This is a genomic window from Arthrobacter sp. NPDC058097, assembly GCF_042884885.1.
In the GTDB taxonomy this organism is placed as follows: domain Bacteria; phylum Actinomycetota; class Actinomycetes; order Actinomycetales; family Micrococcaceae; genus Arthrobacter.
This window is the reverse complement of sequence record NZ_JBHVSZ010000021.1, coordinates 1-15,307: the sequence shown is the minus strand read 5'-3', so window position 1 is coordinate 15,307 and position 15,307 is coordinate 1. Positions and strand designations below refer to the sequence as shown.

Annotated in this window: 11 protein-coding genes, 1 tRNA gene and 1 rRNA gene; 6 read left to right on the top strand and 7 right to left on the bottom strand. The window is 66.3% G+C overall.

The annotated features are described in order from the left end of the window. The 4 genes from egtB to ACFVTE_RS23630 form a co-directional block, all read right to left on the bottom strand. Complete coding sequence (gene egtB / locus ACFVTE_RS23645) at positions 1 to 1,350, bottom strand: ergothioneine biosynthesis protein EgtB (RefSeq protein ID WP_387104995.1); 1,350 nt, start codon at positions 1,348 to 1,350, stop codon at positions 1 to 3. Beyond that, a complete protein-coding gene (locus tag ACFVTE_RS23640) occupies positions 1,340 to 2,632 on the bottom strand; it encodes a glutamate-cysteine ligase family protein (protein WP_387104993.1) in 1,293 nt (430 codons plus the stop codon). Before ACFVTE_RS23640 ends, egtB begins: the two co-directional genes overlap by 11 nt. 554 nt (positions 2,633 to 3,186) lie before the next feature. Next, positions 3,187 to 3,260 (bottom strand) — tRNA-Thr (locus ACFVTE_RS23635). A gap of 167 nt (positions 3,261 to 3,427) precedes the next feature. Next, complete coding sequence (locus ACFVTE_RS23630; protein WP_387104991.1) at positions 3,428 to 4,318, bottom strand: DsbA family protein; 891 nt, start codon at positions 4,316 to 4,318, stop codon at positions 3,428 to 3,430. Positions 4,319 to 4,498: 180 nt separating this feature from the next. On the opposite strand from ACFVTE_RS23630, the gene ACFVTE_RS23625 reads away from it, so the two are divergent. From ACFVTE_RS23625 to ACFVTE_RS23610, 4 genes are all read left to right on the top strand, one after another. Then, positions 4,499 to 6,049 (top strand): trehalose-6-phosphate synthase, encoded by a 1,551-nt coding sequence (locus ACFVTE_RS23625; protein WP_387104989.1) that lies wholly within the window; start codon positions 4,499 to 4,501, stop codon positions 6,047 to 6,049. Then, complete coding sequence (otsB, locus tag ACFVTE_RS23620) at positions 6,039 to 6,860, top strand: trehalose-phosphatase (RefSeq protein ID WP_387104986.1); 822 nt, start codon at positions 6,039 to 6,041, stop codon at positions 6,858 to 6,860. Before ACFVTE_RS23625 ends, otsB begins: the two co-directional genes overlap by 11 nt. A gap of 238 nt (positions 6,861 to 7,098) precedes the next feature. After that, positions 7,099 to 8,181 carry an ABC transporter ATP-binding protein gene (locus tag ACFVTE_RS23615; protein ID WP_387104984.1) on the top strand — a complete coding sequence of 361 codons (1,083 nt, stop codon included), beginning with the start codon at positions 7,099 to 7,101 and terminating at the stop codon, positions 8,179 to 8,181. 156 nt (positions 8,182 to 8,337) lie between these two features. Then, positions 8,338 to 9,756 (top strand): DUF4032 domain-containing protein, encoded by a 1,419-nt coding sequence (locus ACFVTE_RS23610; protein ID WP_387104983.1) that lies wholly within the window; start codon positions 8,338 to 8,340, stop codon positions 9,754 to 9,756. Positions 9,757 to 9,813: 57 nt separating this feature from the next. Here ACFVTE_RS23610 and ACFVTE_RS23605 read toward each other — a convergent pair whose 3' ends face one another. Beyond that, a complete protein-coding gene (locus tag ACFVTE_RS23605) occupies positions 9,814 to 11,184 on the bottom strand; it encodes an FAD-binding oxidoreductase (protein ID WP_387104980.1) in 1,371 nt (456 codons plus the stop codon). Between the two features lie 221 nt (positions 11,185 to 11,405). Here ACFVTE_RS23605 and ACFVTE_RS23600 point away from each other — a divergent pair, with 221 nt between their 5' ends. Together ACFVTE_RS23600 and ACFVTE_RS23595 are read left to right on the top strand one after the other, a co-directional pair. Then, on the top strand, positions 11,406 to 13,157 hold the full coding sequence (locus ACFVTE_RS23600) for a glycoside hydrolase family 13 protein (RefSeq protein ID WP_387104978.1): 1,752 nt from the start codon (positions 11,406 to 11,408) through the stop codon (positions 13,155 to 13,157). 3 nt (positions 13,158 to 13,160) lie between these two features. After that, positions 13,161 to 14,174: a LacI family DNA-binding transcriptional regulator gene (locus ACFVTE_RS23595; RefSeq protein ID WP_387104975.1), complete on the top strand. Its 1,014-nt coding sequence runs from the start codon at positions 13,161 to 13,163 to the stop codon at positions 14,172 to 14,174. Between the two features lie 41 nt (positions 14,175 to 14,215). On the opposite strand, the gene ACFVTE_RS23590 is transcribed toward ACFVTE_RS23595, so the two are convergent. Both ACFVTE_RS23590 and rrf read right to left on the bottom strand, forming a co-directional pair. Then, complete coding sequence (locus ACFVTE_RS23590; RefSeq protein ID WP_387104973.1) at positions 14,216 to 14,704, bottom strand: hypothetical protein; 489 nt, start codon at positions 14,702 to 14,704, stop codon at positions 14,216 to 14,218. Between the two features lie 509 nt (positions 14,705 to 15,213). Beyond that, positions 15,214 to 15,307 (bottom strand): 5S ribosomal RNA (gene rrf, locus ACFVTE_RS23585); the annotation flags it as partial.

Genomic DNA, 15,307 nt, shown 5'->3' with positions numbered 1-15,307 from the left:
CTAGCAATCCTCCGCCGGTGACGCGTCGCGCGCCGTGCGGAATCCGGTAAAGATCTGCCGGCGGATCGGGTAGTCCCAGTTCCGGAAGGTGCCCCTGCAGGCGGCAGGATCCACTGCCCAAGACCCGCCCCGGAGCACCTTGTAGTCCGGACCGAAGAACACTTCGCTGTATTCCGGATACGGGAAGGCGGTGAATCCCGGATAGGAGCGGAAGTCGCTGGAAACCCATTCCCAGACGTCGCCAATGAGCTGCCGTACCCCCAGGGGCGAGGCTCCCGCGGGAAAGGAACCGGCCGGGGCCGGCCGGAGCGCTGCCCCGCCAAGGTTGGCGTGATGGGGTGCAGGATCATCGTCGCCCCAGGGGTAGCGCCGGGACCGCCCCGACAGGGGATCGAAGCGGGCTGCTTTTTCCCATTCTGCTTCGGTCGGGAGCCTGCGCCCGGCCCAGCGCGCGTACGCGTCCGCTTCGTACCAGCTCACGTGCTGCACCGGCTCATCGTCGGGAACGCGTTCCACGACGCCGAATCGGGTCCGGCACCACCCGTCGCCGTCGCGTTCCCAGTACTTGGGAGCCGCTAAGCCGGCTTCAATGCAATGCGTCCAACCTTCCGGGCTCCACCAGCGGGGGTTCCGGTAGCCGCCGTCGTCAATAAAGTGCCGGTATGCGCCGTTGGTCACCGGAACGGTATCAATCCAGTAGCCGGGCACCTTCACGGTGTGTGCCGGGCGTTCATTATCCAGCGCCCATGGTTCCACCGATGTCCCCATGGTGAACTCCCCGGAGGGGACCAGCACTTCCTTGGCCAAAGCATGCAGGTCCGGGGGCCGGGTACCGGCCGCCAGGGGCTGGGCGTGGAGCACCGGCGCGCCGGCCCGGAGCTGGTGCGTGGCAAGCATTGTTTCGTCGTGCTGCTGTTCGTGCTGGATGATCATTCCAAACGCGAAGCCCCGGTGCACAAGAGGCGCGCCTTCCAAGGGCGTCCGCTCCAGGATGTCGAGCGCCTTGTCACGGACCTGGGCGATGTACCTGCGGGACTCCGCCGGTGAGAGCAGCGGCAGTGAGGGCCGGCTGCTGCGGGAGTGCTGGAACGCGTCGTACATCTGGTCGATATCGCAGCGCAGCGGCTCCATCTTGCCCACATCGCGTACCAGCCAGATTTCCTCCTGGCTGCCCACGTGCGCCAGGTCCCACACCAGCGGTGACATCAGCGGCGAGTGCTGCCTGAGAAGATCTTCGTCGTCGCAGTCGGTCAGTGCATGGGTGCGGCTACGGGCACGTTCCAGCCCTTCGGCGATGAACGTCCTGAGGGCCTCGGGTTCGGCAGGGGCCCCGGAAAGGTCATTTGGCATCGGTGTAAGCCTCCCTCGGCTCCGGTTCGGCAAACCAGCTGCCGGTTCTGTGCCACAGGTCTAGCCGCTCCTGGGCCGGGCACCGGCCACGCGCGGTATTGCGCTCGATAAAATCCTCGGTCCGGCGCCGGGTGGTGGCATCCGCCCCCAGGCGGGGCATCGCATCGAGCGCAGCCTCAGCGCAAAACCGGGCGGCCAGGGCGAGAGCGGAATTGCTCAACGCTTCACGGGCGGCAGTCCTCATCGCGTCAGGCAGCGACGTAAGGGGTGCGCAGGCATCTGCGGCGAGGTCGGCAGCGTGTTCGTCGTCCATAAGCGCGGTGACTATGGCCGTGACGGGCTCCCAGTCATGGCCCGCTTGTGCATCGATCACCCGGACTTCCAGAAATCCGCGTGGACGGACAGGCGGGAAAAGAGTGGTGAGGTGGTACTGCAGATCGCCCAGCGTTGCAGGTCTGGGCCCGTGCCCGTGCAACCAGTCCCGCATCGTCAGCCCCTGCGGCGGATCCCAGCAGCGCCCCTGTGACGGGATGCAGAGCACCAGCGCGTCGAGCGCGTAGTGCGCCCACGCCCGCCGGGGATCCTCCGAACGGGGGATGGTTGCGGTCCGGGTCGGGTCAATGCCCAGCCACGTGCGCTGACGGTTGCTGTGCCATCCGTTGGGGACGCCGTGAAGGAAGGGCGAGTTGGCAAACATGGCGATGAGTACCGGCAGGAGATTGTGCAATCGTGCCCAGCGTTGCACCGCGCCGGTGGTTGCAGGACTGTCGAATCCGGCTTCCAAGGAAATCTGAAGTGAGGCGGTGGAGCACATCATGGTTCGTCCGGCGGGACCGAAGCCGTCGAAGTGCCGCTCCATGGAGGCGTAGCGCGGGTGCTCCAATGACCGCACAGCCGGACGTCCGGCATCCAAGGCGAGCGGACCGCAGAACAGGCCGGCGTCCGAAAGCCGGGTCTCAACTGCTGCGAGGTCTTTCCGGGTCGCGACGACGAGATCGGGAAGACCGGAGGCGCAGGCGGAGCTCACCTCCAGCTGGCCGCCGGGTTCGAAGGTGATCGCTCCCCCGCCGGGCAGCGCACCCGCCGAGGCCGCCATGGCCTCACGCACACGCGCAACCGTAACCGGGGCCTGTGGATCAGCGGCGTCGTGGACCAGCCGTTCGACCTCCACTCCGGCAGCACCCGGCGGTCCGGTCTTAAAGCACACGGAGGCCACATAGACTTCGGCGTCGGACTCGGTAAGGGGGCGGATGTCGCGTCCGGCCTGCAAAGCGGAGGTCACGTATCACTCCTTCGACGTCGGTGTCTTCTGGCGGCAAGCTAAACAGCCCCCTTCCGGCCTTGTCAACGGTTTATGCGGGCGCGCAAAAGTGCTACGAAGGACGGACGGGAGGCCCCATCAGGGCACGTCGGCTGACCTCACCAGAACGACGCCGGTCCGGTCACCTCCCAAGGTGACCGGCCGACGTCGTACTTCCCTTGGTTCCCTCCCGAGTTTTTGTGCAGATAATGGCCTCTAATGCGCCCGGAAGTCGTGATACGTGGACAAAAACTCCTCCCGGCGCAACGCTCGACGGCGGTTGGCGCCGGACATTGCGTCCGACGCCAACTTTTGATGACCTTACTGTTGCCCCGTATCGGGCGACGCCATCACCTATGGGCCGGCTCCGCCGTCGTTAGTGTGCGTGTCCGGCGGCCGCCTCCGTAAGCGATTTGCCCGCAAGGACGACGGCGCACTACGGGCTGGAGCTGATCCTCGATGCGCTGGAACCGGAGGCGGCCGGCTAGTGCTGAGATTTGGCCGCATCGGACTAAACCGAGGCCAAGCATACAAAGAGCCCCCTGTCGGATTCGAACCGACGACCCCCGCTTTACAAGAGCGGTGCTCTGGCCAACTGAGCTAAGGAGGCGTGCCCATCAGGGCGGGCGCCGCTATGGCGCTAGATAAGGTTAGCCCAAGGACCGCCCGCCCGTAAAAACGGGCTGCCGGCAACAAACGGACAACCGGTTAAGCAAAACAGTGGCCCGGAGGCCCGGGAGAAATCCGGGGAGCCGGGCCACTGCCAGAAATGAACGCTTACGCCTTGGCCTTGATGGCGGCGTCCAGGAAGGCCGGGAACTCAGTCTGGGCGCTGTCGCCCTTGCCCCACTGCTTGCCGTCGACGAGGACCGTCGGCGTACCCGTCACGCCGATGGCTGCGGCTTCCTGGGTGGTGTACTTGACCCACGGACGGTAGGTCTTGTTCTCGACGCAGGAGTCGATGCTCTTGGCGCCGACGTCCGTGGCCAGCTTCTTCAGCTCGTCGTCGGAGAGGCCAGCACTGCCTTCGGCCGGCTGGTTGGCGAACAGGGCGTCCACGAACGCTGAGTACTTCTCCGGCGATTCGTTCACCACGCAGGCGGCGGCGTTGGCTGCGCGGGAGGAGTAGTTGGTGGTGGAGCGGTTGTCCAGGAAGCCGAGGGCCCGGTACTCCACAGTGATCTTGCCTTCGTTACGGAGCTTCGTCAGGGTCTCGTTGTACGTCGCCTCGAAGTTCTTGCAGACGGGGCAGATGAAGTCGATGTAAAGGACAACCTTCACCGGCTTGCCCTTTTCGGCTTCCGCGCCCGGCGCGGTGACCGTGGCTGGCGCCGAGGCTGCCGGCGACGGAATGTCCGCGACATTGACGCTGGCAGGGGCGGACTTTGCCACTTCGGTGCCCTTCAGCAGCGTGACGCCGCCGTGGACATTGCCGTTGGCCGGGGTCGGGCCCTGGTCTGCCACCGGGGCGTTGCTCTTCAGGCTGGTGGTCACCACCAGTGCGACGACGGCGAGGATGGCCACGACCGCGACGACGATGCCCCAGCCAATGAGCAGTTTGTTCCGCTTGTCCTTCTTAAGCTGCGCCTCGCGGATTTCGCGGGCCTTCTCGCGGGCCTGGGCAGTGCGTTCTGCTTTGGACTGGCGGGGTTCGTTTGCGGGGCTCATCAGTTCCTCGTGTCGTGCGGACAGGTGCGGACCACCTCGGGGCAACTCCCCCAGTTTAGGGGAGAACGCCGGAGCTTGCGCTTTCAAGCATTCATTCCAGCCTGACCAACGGACGAATGGCCCGGAAGATTCCAGCCGGTTAAGGTTGATTAGAGCCATAAGCAACCTTAGGGAGCCCCCATGCACGGAGCTGTAAGCGACAAATCCGACACAAAAACGGAAAGCTCGGCTGTGCCCGGCGGCAGCACGGACGTCACAAAGGACGCCGCGAACGACGCCACCAAGGAAGCCAGCAAGGACGCCACCAAGTACGACTTCATGGTGGTCTCCAACCGCCTGCCGGTTGACCGCTGCGCACCCGGCGAGCCCGGTGACGACGGCTCCGGCTGGCGGCGCTCGCCCGGCGGCCTGGTCACCGCCCTTGCCCCCATGATGACCAGGACGGACGGCGCCTGGGTGGGCTGGCACGGCGCCGCCGACGAGACAGTGGAGCCGTTTAGCCACGGCGGCATGGACCTCGTCCCGGTTCAGCTCAGCGGCGATGATGTTGAGCTGTATTACGAAGGCTTCTCCAACGCGACCGTCTGGCCCCTGTACCACGACGTCATTGCCCCGCCGGAGTTTCACCGAACCTGGTGGGACGCGTACCGCACGGTGAACAGAAGGTTCGCCGACGCCGTCGTACGCACTGCCGATGAAGGCGCAACGGTGTGGGTGCAGGACTACCAGCTCCAGCTCGTGCCACGGATGCTGCGTCAGGCGCGGCCGGACCTGAGGATCGGGTTCTTCAACCACATCCCCTTCCCGCCGCCGGAGATCTTCGCCCAGCTCCCCTGGCGCCAGGCCATCATCGACGGGCTGCTGGGAGCGGACCTGGTGGGCTTCCAGCGCAGCAGCGACGCAGGCAACTTCATGCGTTCGGCCCGGCGGTTCCTCGGCGCCAGCGTCAAGCAGCAGCAGGTCCACGTCAAGGACGCTGACGGCGAGCACACCCACATCGCCCGTGCCCAGGCCTTCCCCATCTCCATCGACGTCCAGCACATCACCGAGCTGGCGCAGAAGCCTGAGATCATCGAACGCGCACGGCAGATCCGGCAGGACCTCGGCAACCCCAAGACCATCCTGCTCGGCGTGGACCGACTGGACTACACCAAGGGCATCGGCCATCGCCTCAAGGCCTACGAGGAGCTCCTGAACGAAGGCAAGCTAAAGGTGGGCGACGCGACGCTGATCCAGGTTGCCAGCCCCAGCCGCGAGCGTGTGGAGCAGTACCGGCTCCTGCGTGAAGAGGTCGAGGGCACCGTGGGCCACATCAACGGCACCTACGACACCATCGAGAACACGGCGGTCCGCTACCTGCACCACAGCTATCCGGTGGAGGAAATGGTGGCGCTCTACCTCGCGGCGGACGTCATGCTGGTCACCGCGCTCCGCGACGGCATGAACCTCGTTGCCAAGGAGTACGTCACGGCCCGCACCAACAACGACGGCGCCCTGGTGCTCAGCGAATTCGCCGGCGCCGCGGACCAGCTCAAGCAGGCGCTGCTGATGAATCCGCACGACATCGACGGCCTCAAGGACGCAGTGATGCGCGCGGTCAGGATGGCCCCCAAGGAAGCGGCCCGCCGCATGCGCTCCATGCGCAAGCAGATCCTGGACCACGACGTCGACCACTGGTCGGCCGACTTCCTGAACGCCCTCAATGAGAAGGTAATCCGCGATGACTCCTGAGGCAGAGCACACCGGCAGCACCCGACTGGCCCTGGCCCCCGAACTGCTCGAGGCGGTGCGCCGCATCGCAGGCACGGACCACCTGCTGGTGGCCATGGACTTCGACGGCACCATCTCCCCCATCGTTGACCACGCCGGGGACGCGCGCCCGCTCCCCCGCTCGGCTGCCGCTTTCGCCGAACTGACCGCACTGCCGCGTACGACGACGGCACTCATCTCGGGGCGGGCACTGGACAGTCTGCGGGCAGTCGCCTCCCCGCCGGAGGAGACCCTCCTGATCGGAAGCCACGGCGCCGAGGCGTGGCTGGGTCCGGGTTCGGCGCCGCTGACGCTCGACCCGGAGCAGCTGTCGCTCCTCGAGGAAGTCCGGGGCATCCTGACGGAGATCGCGGAACTGGCCCCCGGCACCGTCCTGGAGGAGAAGCCCGCCGGCGTCGTGCTCCACACACGGATGGCAGCGGACGACGTTGCCGAGGATGCCGTCGCGGCCGCCCGCGCCGCGCTGCAGGACCGCCCGGGTGTTTATCTCAAGAACGGCAAGCGGGTCCTTGAGACATCCGTGGTGCACGCGTCCAAGGGCGAGGGCGTGGACTTCCTGCGCCAGGCCACCGGAGCCACCGGCGTACTCTTTGCCGGCGACGACACCACCGACGAGGACGCACTGGGCCGCCTCGGGCCGGACGACGTCGGCGTGAAGGTGGGACTCGACTTCACCCAGGCACAGTTCCGGGTGGAGGCACCGGTGCACATCGCCGAACTCCTCGAGGCACTGCTGCGCGAACGCCGCAAGGCCGTGGCGTCCGGGTCCTGACGCGGCGCCCCACTGAAGCACTCGTGGGGCATCTCATATGTGACATCCGTAACATTTTGTCCGATTCGCGATAAGTCTGACATACTCTTCTTTGTGATGTGGCGCACAGAACCGTGCGGCGTCACTCGATGCTCCTCGGCCATGGCCGGGGAGTCATCATGTAGGGCAAAACTGAATTACATGAACCATTCACTACGGATCGTCCGGCACGTACCTGCCGGTGAAGGGATTGATAACTGTGGCAACAGTTACTTTTGACAACGCTACGCGTCTGTACCCGGGCACTGAAAAGCCCGCTGTTGACAAGCTCAACATCGAAATCGCCGACGGCGAATTCCTGGTCCTCGTTGGACCCTCCGGTTGCGGTAAGTCCACCTCCCTGCGCATGCTCGCAGGCCTCGAGGACGTCAACGCCGGCCGGATCCTCATTGGCGACCGCGATGTCACCGACGTTCCGCCGAAGGACCGCGACATCGCGATGGTTTTCCAGAACTACGCGCTGTACCCGCACATGACCGTGGCGGACAACATGGGCTTCGCCCTCAAGATCGCCGGGGTGAGCAAGGAAGAGCGTGCAGAGCGCGTCCGCGAAGCCGCAAAGCTCCTGGACCTTGAGCAGTACCTCGACCGCAAGCCGAAGGCACTCTCCGGCGGTCAGCGCCAGCGTGTTGCCATGGGCCGCGCCATCGTGCGTAACCCGCAGGTCTTCCTCATGGACGAGCCGCTCTCCAACCTCGACGCCAAGCTCCGCGTCCAGACCCGTACGCAGATCGCTTCCCTCACCCGCCGCCTGGGCGTCACCACCGTTTACGTGACGCACGACCAGGTCGAGGCCATGACCATGGGCGACCGCGTTGCGGTTCTCAAGGACGGCCTGCTGATGCAGGTGGACACCCCGCGCAACCTGTACGACCGCCCCAAGAACGTCTTCGTGGCCGGCTTCATCGGATCCCCCGCCATGAACCTGCTGGAGCTTCCCGTGGTCGACGGCGGCGTCCAGTTCGGCGGCACCGTTTACCCCGTGCCGCACGAGATCCTCGATGAGGCCCACGGCCGCACCGTCACCCTGGGCAGCCGTCCCGAAGACCTCGAGACCGCAGCCCAGGGCGAAGGCCTCCAGGTTGAGGTGGACGTTGTTGAGGAACTCGGTGCCGACGCTTACGTCTACGGCCACACCACGCTGGACGGCAAGACCCACGACATCGTGGCACGCGTCGACGGCCGGCGTCCCCCGATGAAGGGCGAGTCCATCTGGGTCCGCCCGCAGTCCGGCCACGTGCACCTGTTCGACACCAAGACCGGCGAGCGCCTGGGCGACTAGCAGTCCAGTCCGGTGGTTGAGCTTGTCGAAACCACCGGAGCGACTCTCCCAGCCAAAACCCGACGGCGGCCCTCCCCTAAACCGGAAGGGCCGCCGTCGGGCTTTAACCGCTGTCCCCTTTTAGGCACCCCCTGCAAAATACGGAAGAATTGACCCATGACCGAGGAACACAACGCGCAGTGGCACGACGAACCCACCGACTACGGGCAGATCGGCAAGCTGCCGCGGTTCGAAGCGGCCAGCGCCAATGACGACAAGGCAGCCTCGGTCGCCAGCAACCTCAACATCACGGCCGCTGCCGCGGATCCCGAACTCCTCGACCTGCCCTGGCACATAGCGCTCGAGGACTGGCCGGCGGAAAACCTGGCCGCGCTCCCCCGCGGCATCTCCCGGCACATCGTGCGCTTCGCCCACCTCGGCGGCTCCGTCATCGCGATCAAGGAAACATCCGAGCACGTGGCCCGGCATGAGTACCACATGCTCCGCAAGCTCGCGCGGCTGGATGTGCCCTGCGTGGAGCCCGTCGCCGTCATCACCGGCCGCACCACCCCCGACGGCCGCCCCCTGAACCCGGTCCTGGTGACCCGGCACCTGAAGTTCTCCATGCCGTACCGCGCACTTTTCTCGCAGATGCTGCGCAAGGACACCCTCACCCGGCTCATCGACGCCCAGGCGCTGCTGATGGTCCGGCTGCACCTCATCGGCTTCTACTGGGGCGACGTCTCGCTCTCCAACACCCTGTTCCGCCGCGACGCCGGAGCCTTCGCCGCCTACCTGGTGGACGCCGAGACGGGGGAACTGTACCCGGACCTCTCCACCGGCCAGCGCGAGTACGACCTGGAGATCGCCCGCGTCAACATCGCCGGCGAGCTCATGGACCTCCTCGACGGCGGACTGATCGAGGAGAAGGTGGACCCCGTGGCCACCAGCGAACTCATCATGGAGAGCTACCGCCGCCTGTGGACGGAGCTGACCGCCAAGGAATCCTTCGAACTGGGTGAACGCTGGCGCGTCGGCGCCCGCATCCGGCGGCTCAACGAGCTCGGCTTCGACGTCGAAGAGTACGCGATCAAGACCACCCAGAACGGCTCCACCATCCAGCTGCAGCCGAAGGTGGTCGACGCCGGCCATCACATGCGCCGCCTGCTGCGCCTGACCGGACTCGACGCCCAGGAGAACCAGGCCCGCCGCCTGCTCAACGACATGGACACCTTCCGGGCCGACAACAACCCGGAGATGGACGAGGAATACAGCGCGCACCTGTGGGTCAGCCAGATCTTCGAGCCGATCGTCCGGTCCATCCCCCGCGACCTCTCCGGAAAGCTCGAACCCGCCGAGGCCGTGCACGAGGTCCTGGAGCACCGCTGGTACATGTCCGAAAAACAGGAACGCCACATCCCGCTGGCCGAGGCAGTCCAGTCCTACATCGACTCCATCCTGCGCCACCGCCGGGACGAGGCCGCCATCATGCTGAACCCGGACACCGAGCTGCTGAAGATCCTCGCCGTGGAAACCGAGGAATCGCGCTACGGGGCCGATGAAACCGAGGACGAGTACCCCGACGCCGACGACTGAGCCTCCTTGGCGGGGCTTTGGCCCTGCCAAGGACGGCCCTGCCTGGCTCGCCTTGTCTTAGATCGCCTTGCCGGGATTCAGGATGCCGGCGGGATCGAAGAGGTCCTTGATCCGGCGCTGCAGCTCCCGTAGCGGTTCGGGCTGTTCCAGGCCCAGCCAGCGCAGTTTGTACTGCCCCACCCCGTGTTCGCCCGTAATGGTTCCGCCCATTTCCAGCGCCGCCTCGATGGACGCGTCGAGCGCAGTGTTCAGGCGGCGCATCGCGCTGGCGTCCACCTCATCGTTGACACGATCAATCCAAAATGTCGGGTGCAGGTTCCCGTCGCCGGCGTGGGCCACGACCTTCAGCTTCACGGCGTGGACCTCGGCCAGCGCCTCCAGCGCCGCCACGTAGGCCACCAGCCGGGAGCGGGGCACGGCAACGTCCTCACCCACGCGGTACTGGTCGTCCACCTCGACGCCCCTGCTGTTGCGGCGAAGTTCCACCAGCTGTTCCGCCTCCGCACTGGCCTCGGTAGTGACGACGGCACCGCCGGCCGTAAGGACCTCCCGCACCACGTCGGCCTCCGCCGCCGCGCCGAAGCCGTCCGTCTGGACCAGGAGCAGCGAGGCTCCCCGCGCTGCAAGGTCCGAGCCGTGCAGCTCATCCAGCTGGGCCAGCGACCCGCCGTCGAGCAGTTCCATGATGGCCGGCTGCACGCGGGCCTTTCCGACGGCAAGCACACCGGCCGCCGCCTGCCGGAAGTCCGGGTAGAACGCGGCGATGGTGTGCACCTCGCGGGGAAGATACTTCAGCCGGACGGTCGCGCCGACGACGATGCCGAGCGTGCCCTCCGAACCCACGAACAGCCCGGTCAGGTCGTAGCCGGCCACGCCCTTGAAGGTCTGGTGTCCGGTGTGCAGCAGCGACCCGTCCGCGAGGACCACGTCCAAGGCCAGCACGGAATCCCGCGTCACGCCATACTTGGCACACCGCAGGCCACCGGCGTTGGTGGCCACGTTGCCGCCGATGGTGGACATCCGGAAGCTTGCCGGGTCCGGAGCGAACATGAGCCCGTGCGCCGCGGCGGCGTCGTTCAGGTCGGCGTTGATAACGCCGGGTTCGACGACGGCGGTCTCGTCGTCCGCGTTAAGCTCCAGAATGCGGTTCATCCGTTCCAGGCCAAGGACGACGCAGCCCTCGCTGGCGTGGGCGCCTCCGGAGACTCCGGTCCCGGCGCCGCGGGGCACCAGCGGCACGTTGCGGGCGGCGCAGGCCTTGACGGTGGCCTGGACGTCGTCGACAGACTCCGCCAGGACCACGGCGGCAGGCAGCCGGTACTCCACCACAGGCGCCTGGTCGACGGCGTACACGGCGAGTGCAGCCTGGTCCCGTAGGACTTTTCCCGGCCCAAGGATTGATGTCAGTTCGTCGGCGATGCTGCCCATGGGTCTCCCGTTCAATCGCTTTGCTTCAGTCTAGATGTCGCCCGGGCCACACTTTGCCCTGATGGTTTCCTCGTCGGAGATTGGCCTGCAGGCCGATCTGGAAGCGTTTCCAACTTTGTGATGGAAGTGACGGTGGGTCCCTCAGGATTGACCCGAACTGTCAACCAACTTGCTGATGTAAGCGCTTTCATTTGTGGGTATCGGGCCTTTAGGATTGCCCAATGTCTGTTGACTCGTTTCTGCACTCGGCGTCGCCGCTGGCTGGCGCACTGACGCCCGTCCACGCCCCCGACAACGCGCACGGCTGGTGGCGGTCCGCCGTCATTTATCAGGTGTACCCGCGATCCTTCCGTGACATGAACGGAGACGGAATCGGTGACCTCGCGGGAATCACGGCCGAGATGCCGCAGCTTGCCGAGCTCAGCGTGGACGCAGTCTGGCTCTCGCCCTTCTACCGCTCCCCGCAGCGCGACGCCGGATACGACGTCAGCGACTATTGCGACGTCGACCCGATCTTCGGCACGCTTGGCGACTTCGACGGCATGGTGGCGGAGGCGAACCGTCTGGGTCTGCGCGTCATCGTGGACCTGGTCCCGAACCACTGCTCCGACCAGCACCGCGATTTCCAGGCGGCGCTGGCTGCCGGCCCGGGCAGCCCCGAACGGGACATGTTCATCTTCCGCGACGGCCAGGGCGCCGAGGGCAACGAACCACCCAACAACTGGGGGTCGCACTTCGGCGGCTCAGCCTGGACCCGCATCACCGAGCCTGACGGCACTCCGGGACAGTGGTACCTGCACCTCTTTGATTCCGCGCAGCCGGACTTCAACTGGGACAACCAGGCCGTTCATGACGAGTTCGAGCGCATCCTGCGGTTCTGGCTGGACCGCGGCGTCTCCGGGTTCCGCGTGGACGTGGCCCACGCCCTGGTCAAGGCCCAAGGCCTGCCCGCATGGGGCGGACGCGCCGACGGCAGCAGCTCCGACGGTTTCCCCGGACACGAGGCTCCGATGTTCGGCCAGCCGGCCCTGCACGACATCTACCGCAGGTGGCGCCAGATTCTTGAGGAGTATGGTCCCGACCGCATTCTTTGTGCCGAGGCCAACGTGGACCCCCTGCCGCGGCTTGCCCACTGGGTCAGGCCCGACGAAATGCACCAGGCCTTCAACTTCCCCTACCTCCATGCTGGGCTGGACCTCCTCCGCCTCCGCCACATCGTCACCGAGTCCCTGACGTCTTTGGACGCAGTAGGCGCGCCCAGCACCTGGGTGCTGTCCAACCACGACGTCGTCCGGCATGCCACCCGCTTTGGGTACGACTGGTCCGGGCCTCGGGACGGAGACGGCATCGGCCCCTATGACCCGCAGCCTGACGAGGAGCTGGGCAGGACCCGGGCCGCGGCGGCATCCCTGTTCATGCTGGGACTCCCCGGCGGTGCCTACCTGTACCAGGGCGAGGAACTAGGGCTGCCTGACGGCATCGATATCCCGGACCACCAGCGGCAGGACCCGACGTTCGCGCGCACCGGCGGCGCCCGGCTGGGCCGCGACGGCTGCCGTGTTCCCCTGCCATGGAAAGCGTCCGAACGCCACAGCGGCTTCGGCGAGGGCTGCGTGCCGTGGCTCCCCCAGCCGGCGAGTTTCGCGAAACTGGCCCGGGACGCCCAGGCCGGGGACCCGTCGTCGCACTTGAGCCTGTACCGCCGCATGCTCACTGAGCGCCGCGAACTGGACCTCGGACGGGGCTCCCTCGCCTGGGCGGAGGAATGGTGCACCGCGTCATCGCTGGCATTCCTCAACGGCGACATTCTGGTGGTCATGAACATCGGCTCGGATCCGCTGGAATTGCCCGCCGGTGAGGTTGTGCTCCGCAGTTCGTCTCCCTCGGACGGCGGCGAGGAAGACCAGCGCCCTTCCCTTGGCTCCGGGGAAACCGTCTGGCTGCGGATCTCGCCGGAGGACGCGGGGAGTTAAGCCATGGCCGGGATCAAGGACGTTGCGGAACGGGCCGGGCTTTCCATAGCCACTGTTTCGCGCGCCTTGAGCGGCCGGGGCCATGTGTCGACGGCAAGCCGCGAGCGTGCCAGGGCAGCCGCCGTCGAGCTTGGCTTCGTGCCCTCCTATCAAGCGTCCAGCCTTGCCTCCGGCCGGACCCGCAACATCGGTGTCCTGGTCCCCACTGTCCGCCGCTGGTATTTCTCCTCGGTGCTGGAAGGCATTTCGGCTGCCCTCCTCGACGCCGGCTATGACCTGACCCTCTACAACATCACGCAGGGGGCCGTCCGGCGGCGGAGCATCCTCCAGGACTTCCTGCTGCGGAAACGCGTGGACGCGGTCATTGCGGTTGCGCTGCCGCTGACCGAGGAAGAGATCAGCCAGATGCTGGCCATCGACCGTCCGCTCGTGGGCATCGGCGGACCGCTGCCCGGGGCTTCCACCATCCAAATAGACGACCACGGCCTGGCAGAGTCCGCCGTCAATCACCTCATTGGGCTGGGCCATGCCCGTATTGCGCACATCACGGGCGACTCGCTGAATGACCCGGACTTCAAGATCCCGAGCACCCGGCGTGCCGGTTATGAGCAGGCCATGGCGGCTGCGGGGCTTCCCGTGCGGCCGTCATCGGTGGCGCAGGCCGACTTCACCGTCGAGGGTGCCTATGCCGTGGCCCGGGAGCTTCTCGGTGGGGCTTCCGAACGGCCGACAGCAGTCTTTGCAGCCTCGGACGAGATGGCCATCGGAACGATACTGGCAGCCCGGGACTTCGGGCTGCGGGTACCGGAGGACGTGTCGGTGGTCGGCCTGGACGGGCACGAGCTGGGTGAACTGTTCGGCCTGACCACGATCGATCAGGATCCGCGCGGCCAGGGAGCGCTGGCGGTGCGCCTGCTGCTCGAGGGGTTCGACGCCGGCACGGACCGGGCCGCTGTGCAGGCCGAATACCCAACGCGGTTTGTCATCCGGCGGAGCACCGCGGTACCTCCACCCTAGGAGCAGACTTGTCCCGGCACCGGGTCCGTCCCAGAGCCGCGTTACTCTGCAGCGCCGCCCATGAACCGCACATACCGGCTCAGAACTTCCGGCCAGTCTTTCTCCCAGGCGGCGCGGGTGCCGGCAGGATCCTCGGCTCCCTCCCAGCCGTCATGGACGACCCGTATCTCCGTGCCTTCGTCCACGCCACGGAACACGACACGCAGCTCGGTGGACCACAGAGCGGTGCTGCCGGGGTACCACGACGCATGGAAGGACAGCGGGGGCTGCCAGTCATCAATGGTTCCCCAGGTGGTGCTGCGGCCGTCGTCGGAGCTCTCCAGGATGAGGTTTTCCTCGAACTCCACGTAGGAGCCGGGACCGTAGACGCTGTTGGACTCCATCGGCCACCAGAGGTGCGTGTGGTCGGTGAAACCCATGAACGCCCGGGACACCGGACCGGGGACCACCGCGGAGCAGATGACGGGGTCCAGGCTCTCGATGGGCTGAGGCACGTCGCCGCCGGCTGCGTGGCTGAAGAGGTTTTCCATGGCTACCAACTCTACCGGCCCCACCAACCCGACGCGATATCAGATCCTGCCACTACTTGACCGACGCGTCCTCACCCCTCGTCGCTTCCAGACCAACGCGTCCTCACCTTCCGTCGCTTCCAGACCAACGCGTCCTCACCTTTCGTCGCTTCCTGACCAACGCTTCCTCACCTTCGGGCGGCCGTGGCCAGGCCGTCGACTTGTAAGCGACGAGCGCGACGACAGCCAGGTGGAAGAGCCCATACTGGGATAAGCAGTGTGGACGGCATGTCACCCCCGATGGGATGTGAGGAAGGGTCGTGGAAAACGTGCAGGAGCTGCGGGAGGGTTGGGGAAATACCTGCAGGAAGTGATCGAGCGTCGGTGGAAAAGCTGCAGGAGGTGAGGAAGAGTTGAATGGCCCGGGGTTTTGGCGCGGCTGTATTAAAGCAAACGGAGGCCATGAAAAGAATCAGGGTTAAAAGGGTCAGGCCCCGACGTTCATCGTCGGGGCCTGAGCCGTAAATAGTGTCCGGCGGTGACCTACTCTCCCACACCCTCCCGGGTGCAGTACCATCGGCGCTGTGGGTCTTAGCTTCCGGGTTCGGAATGGGACCGGGCGTT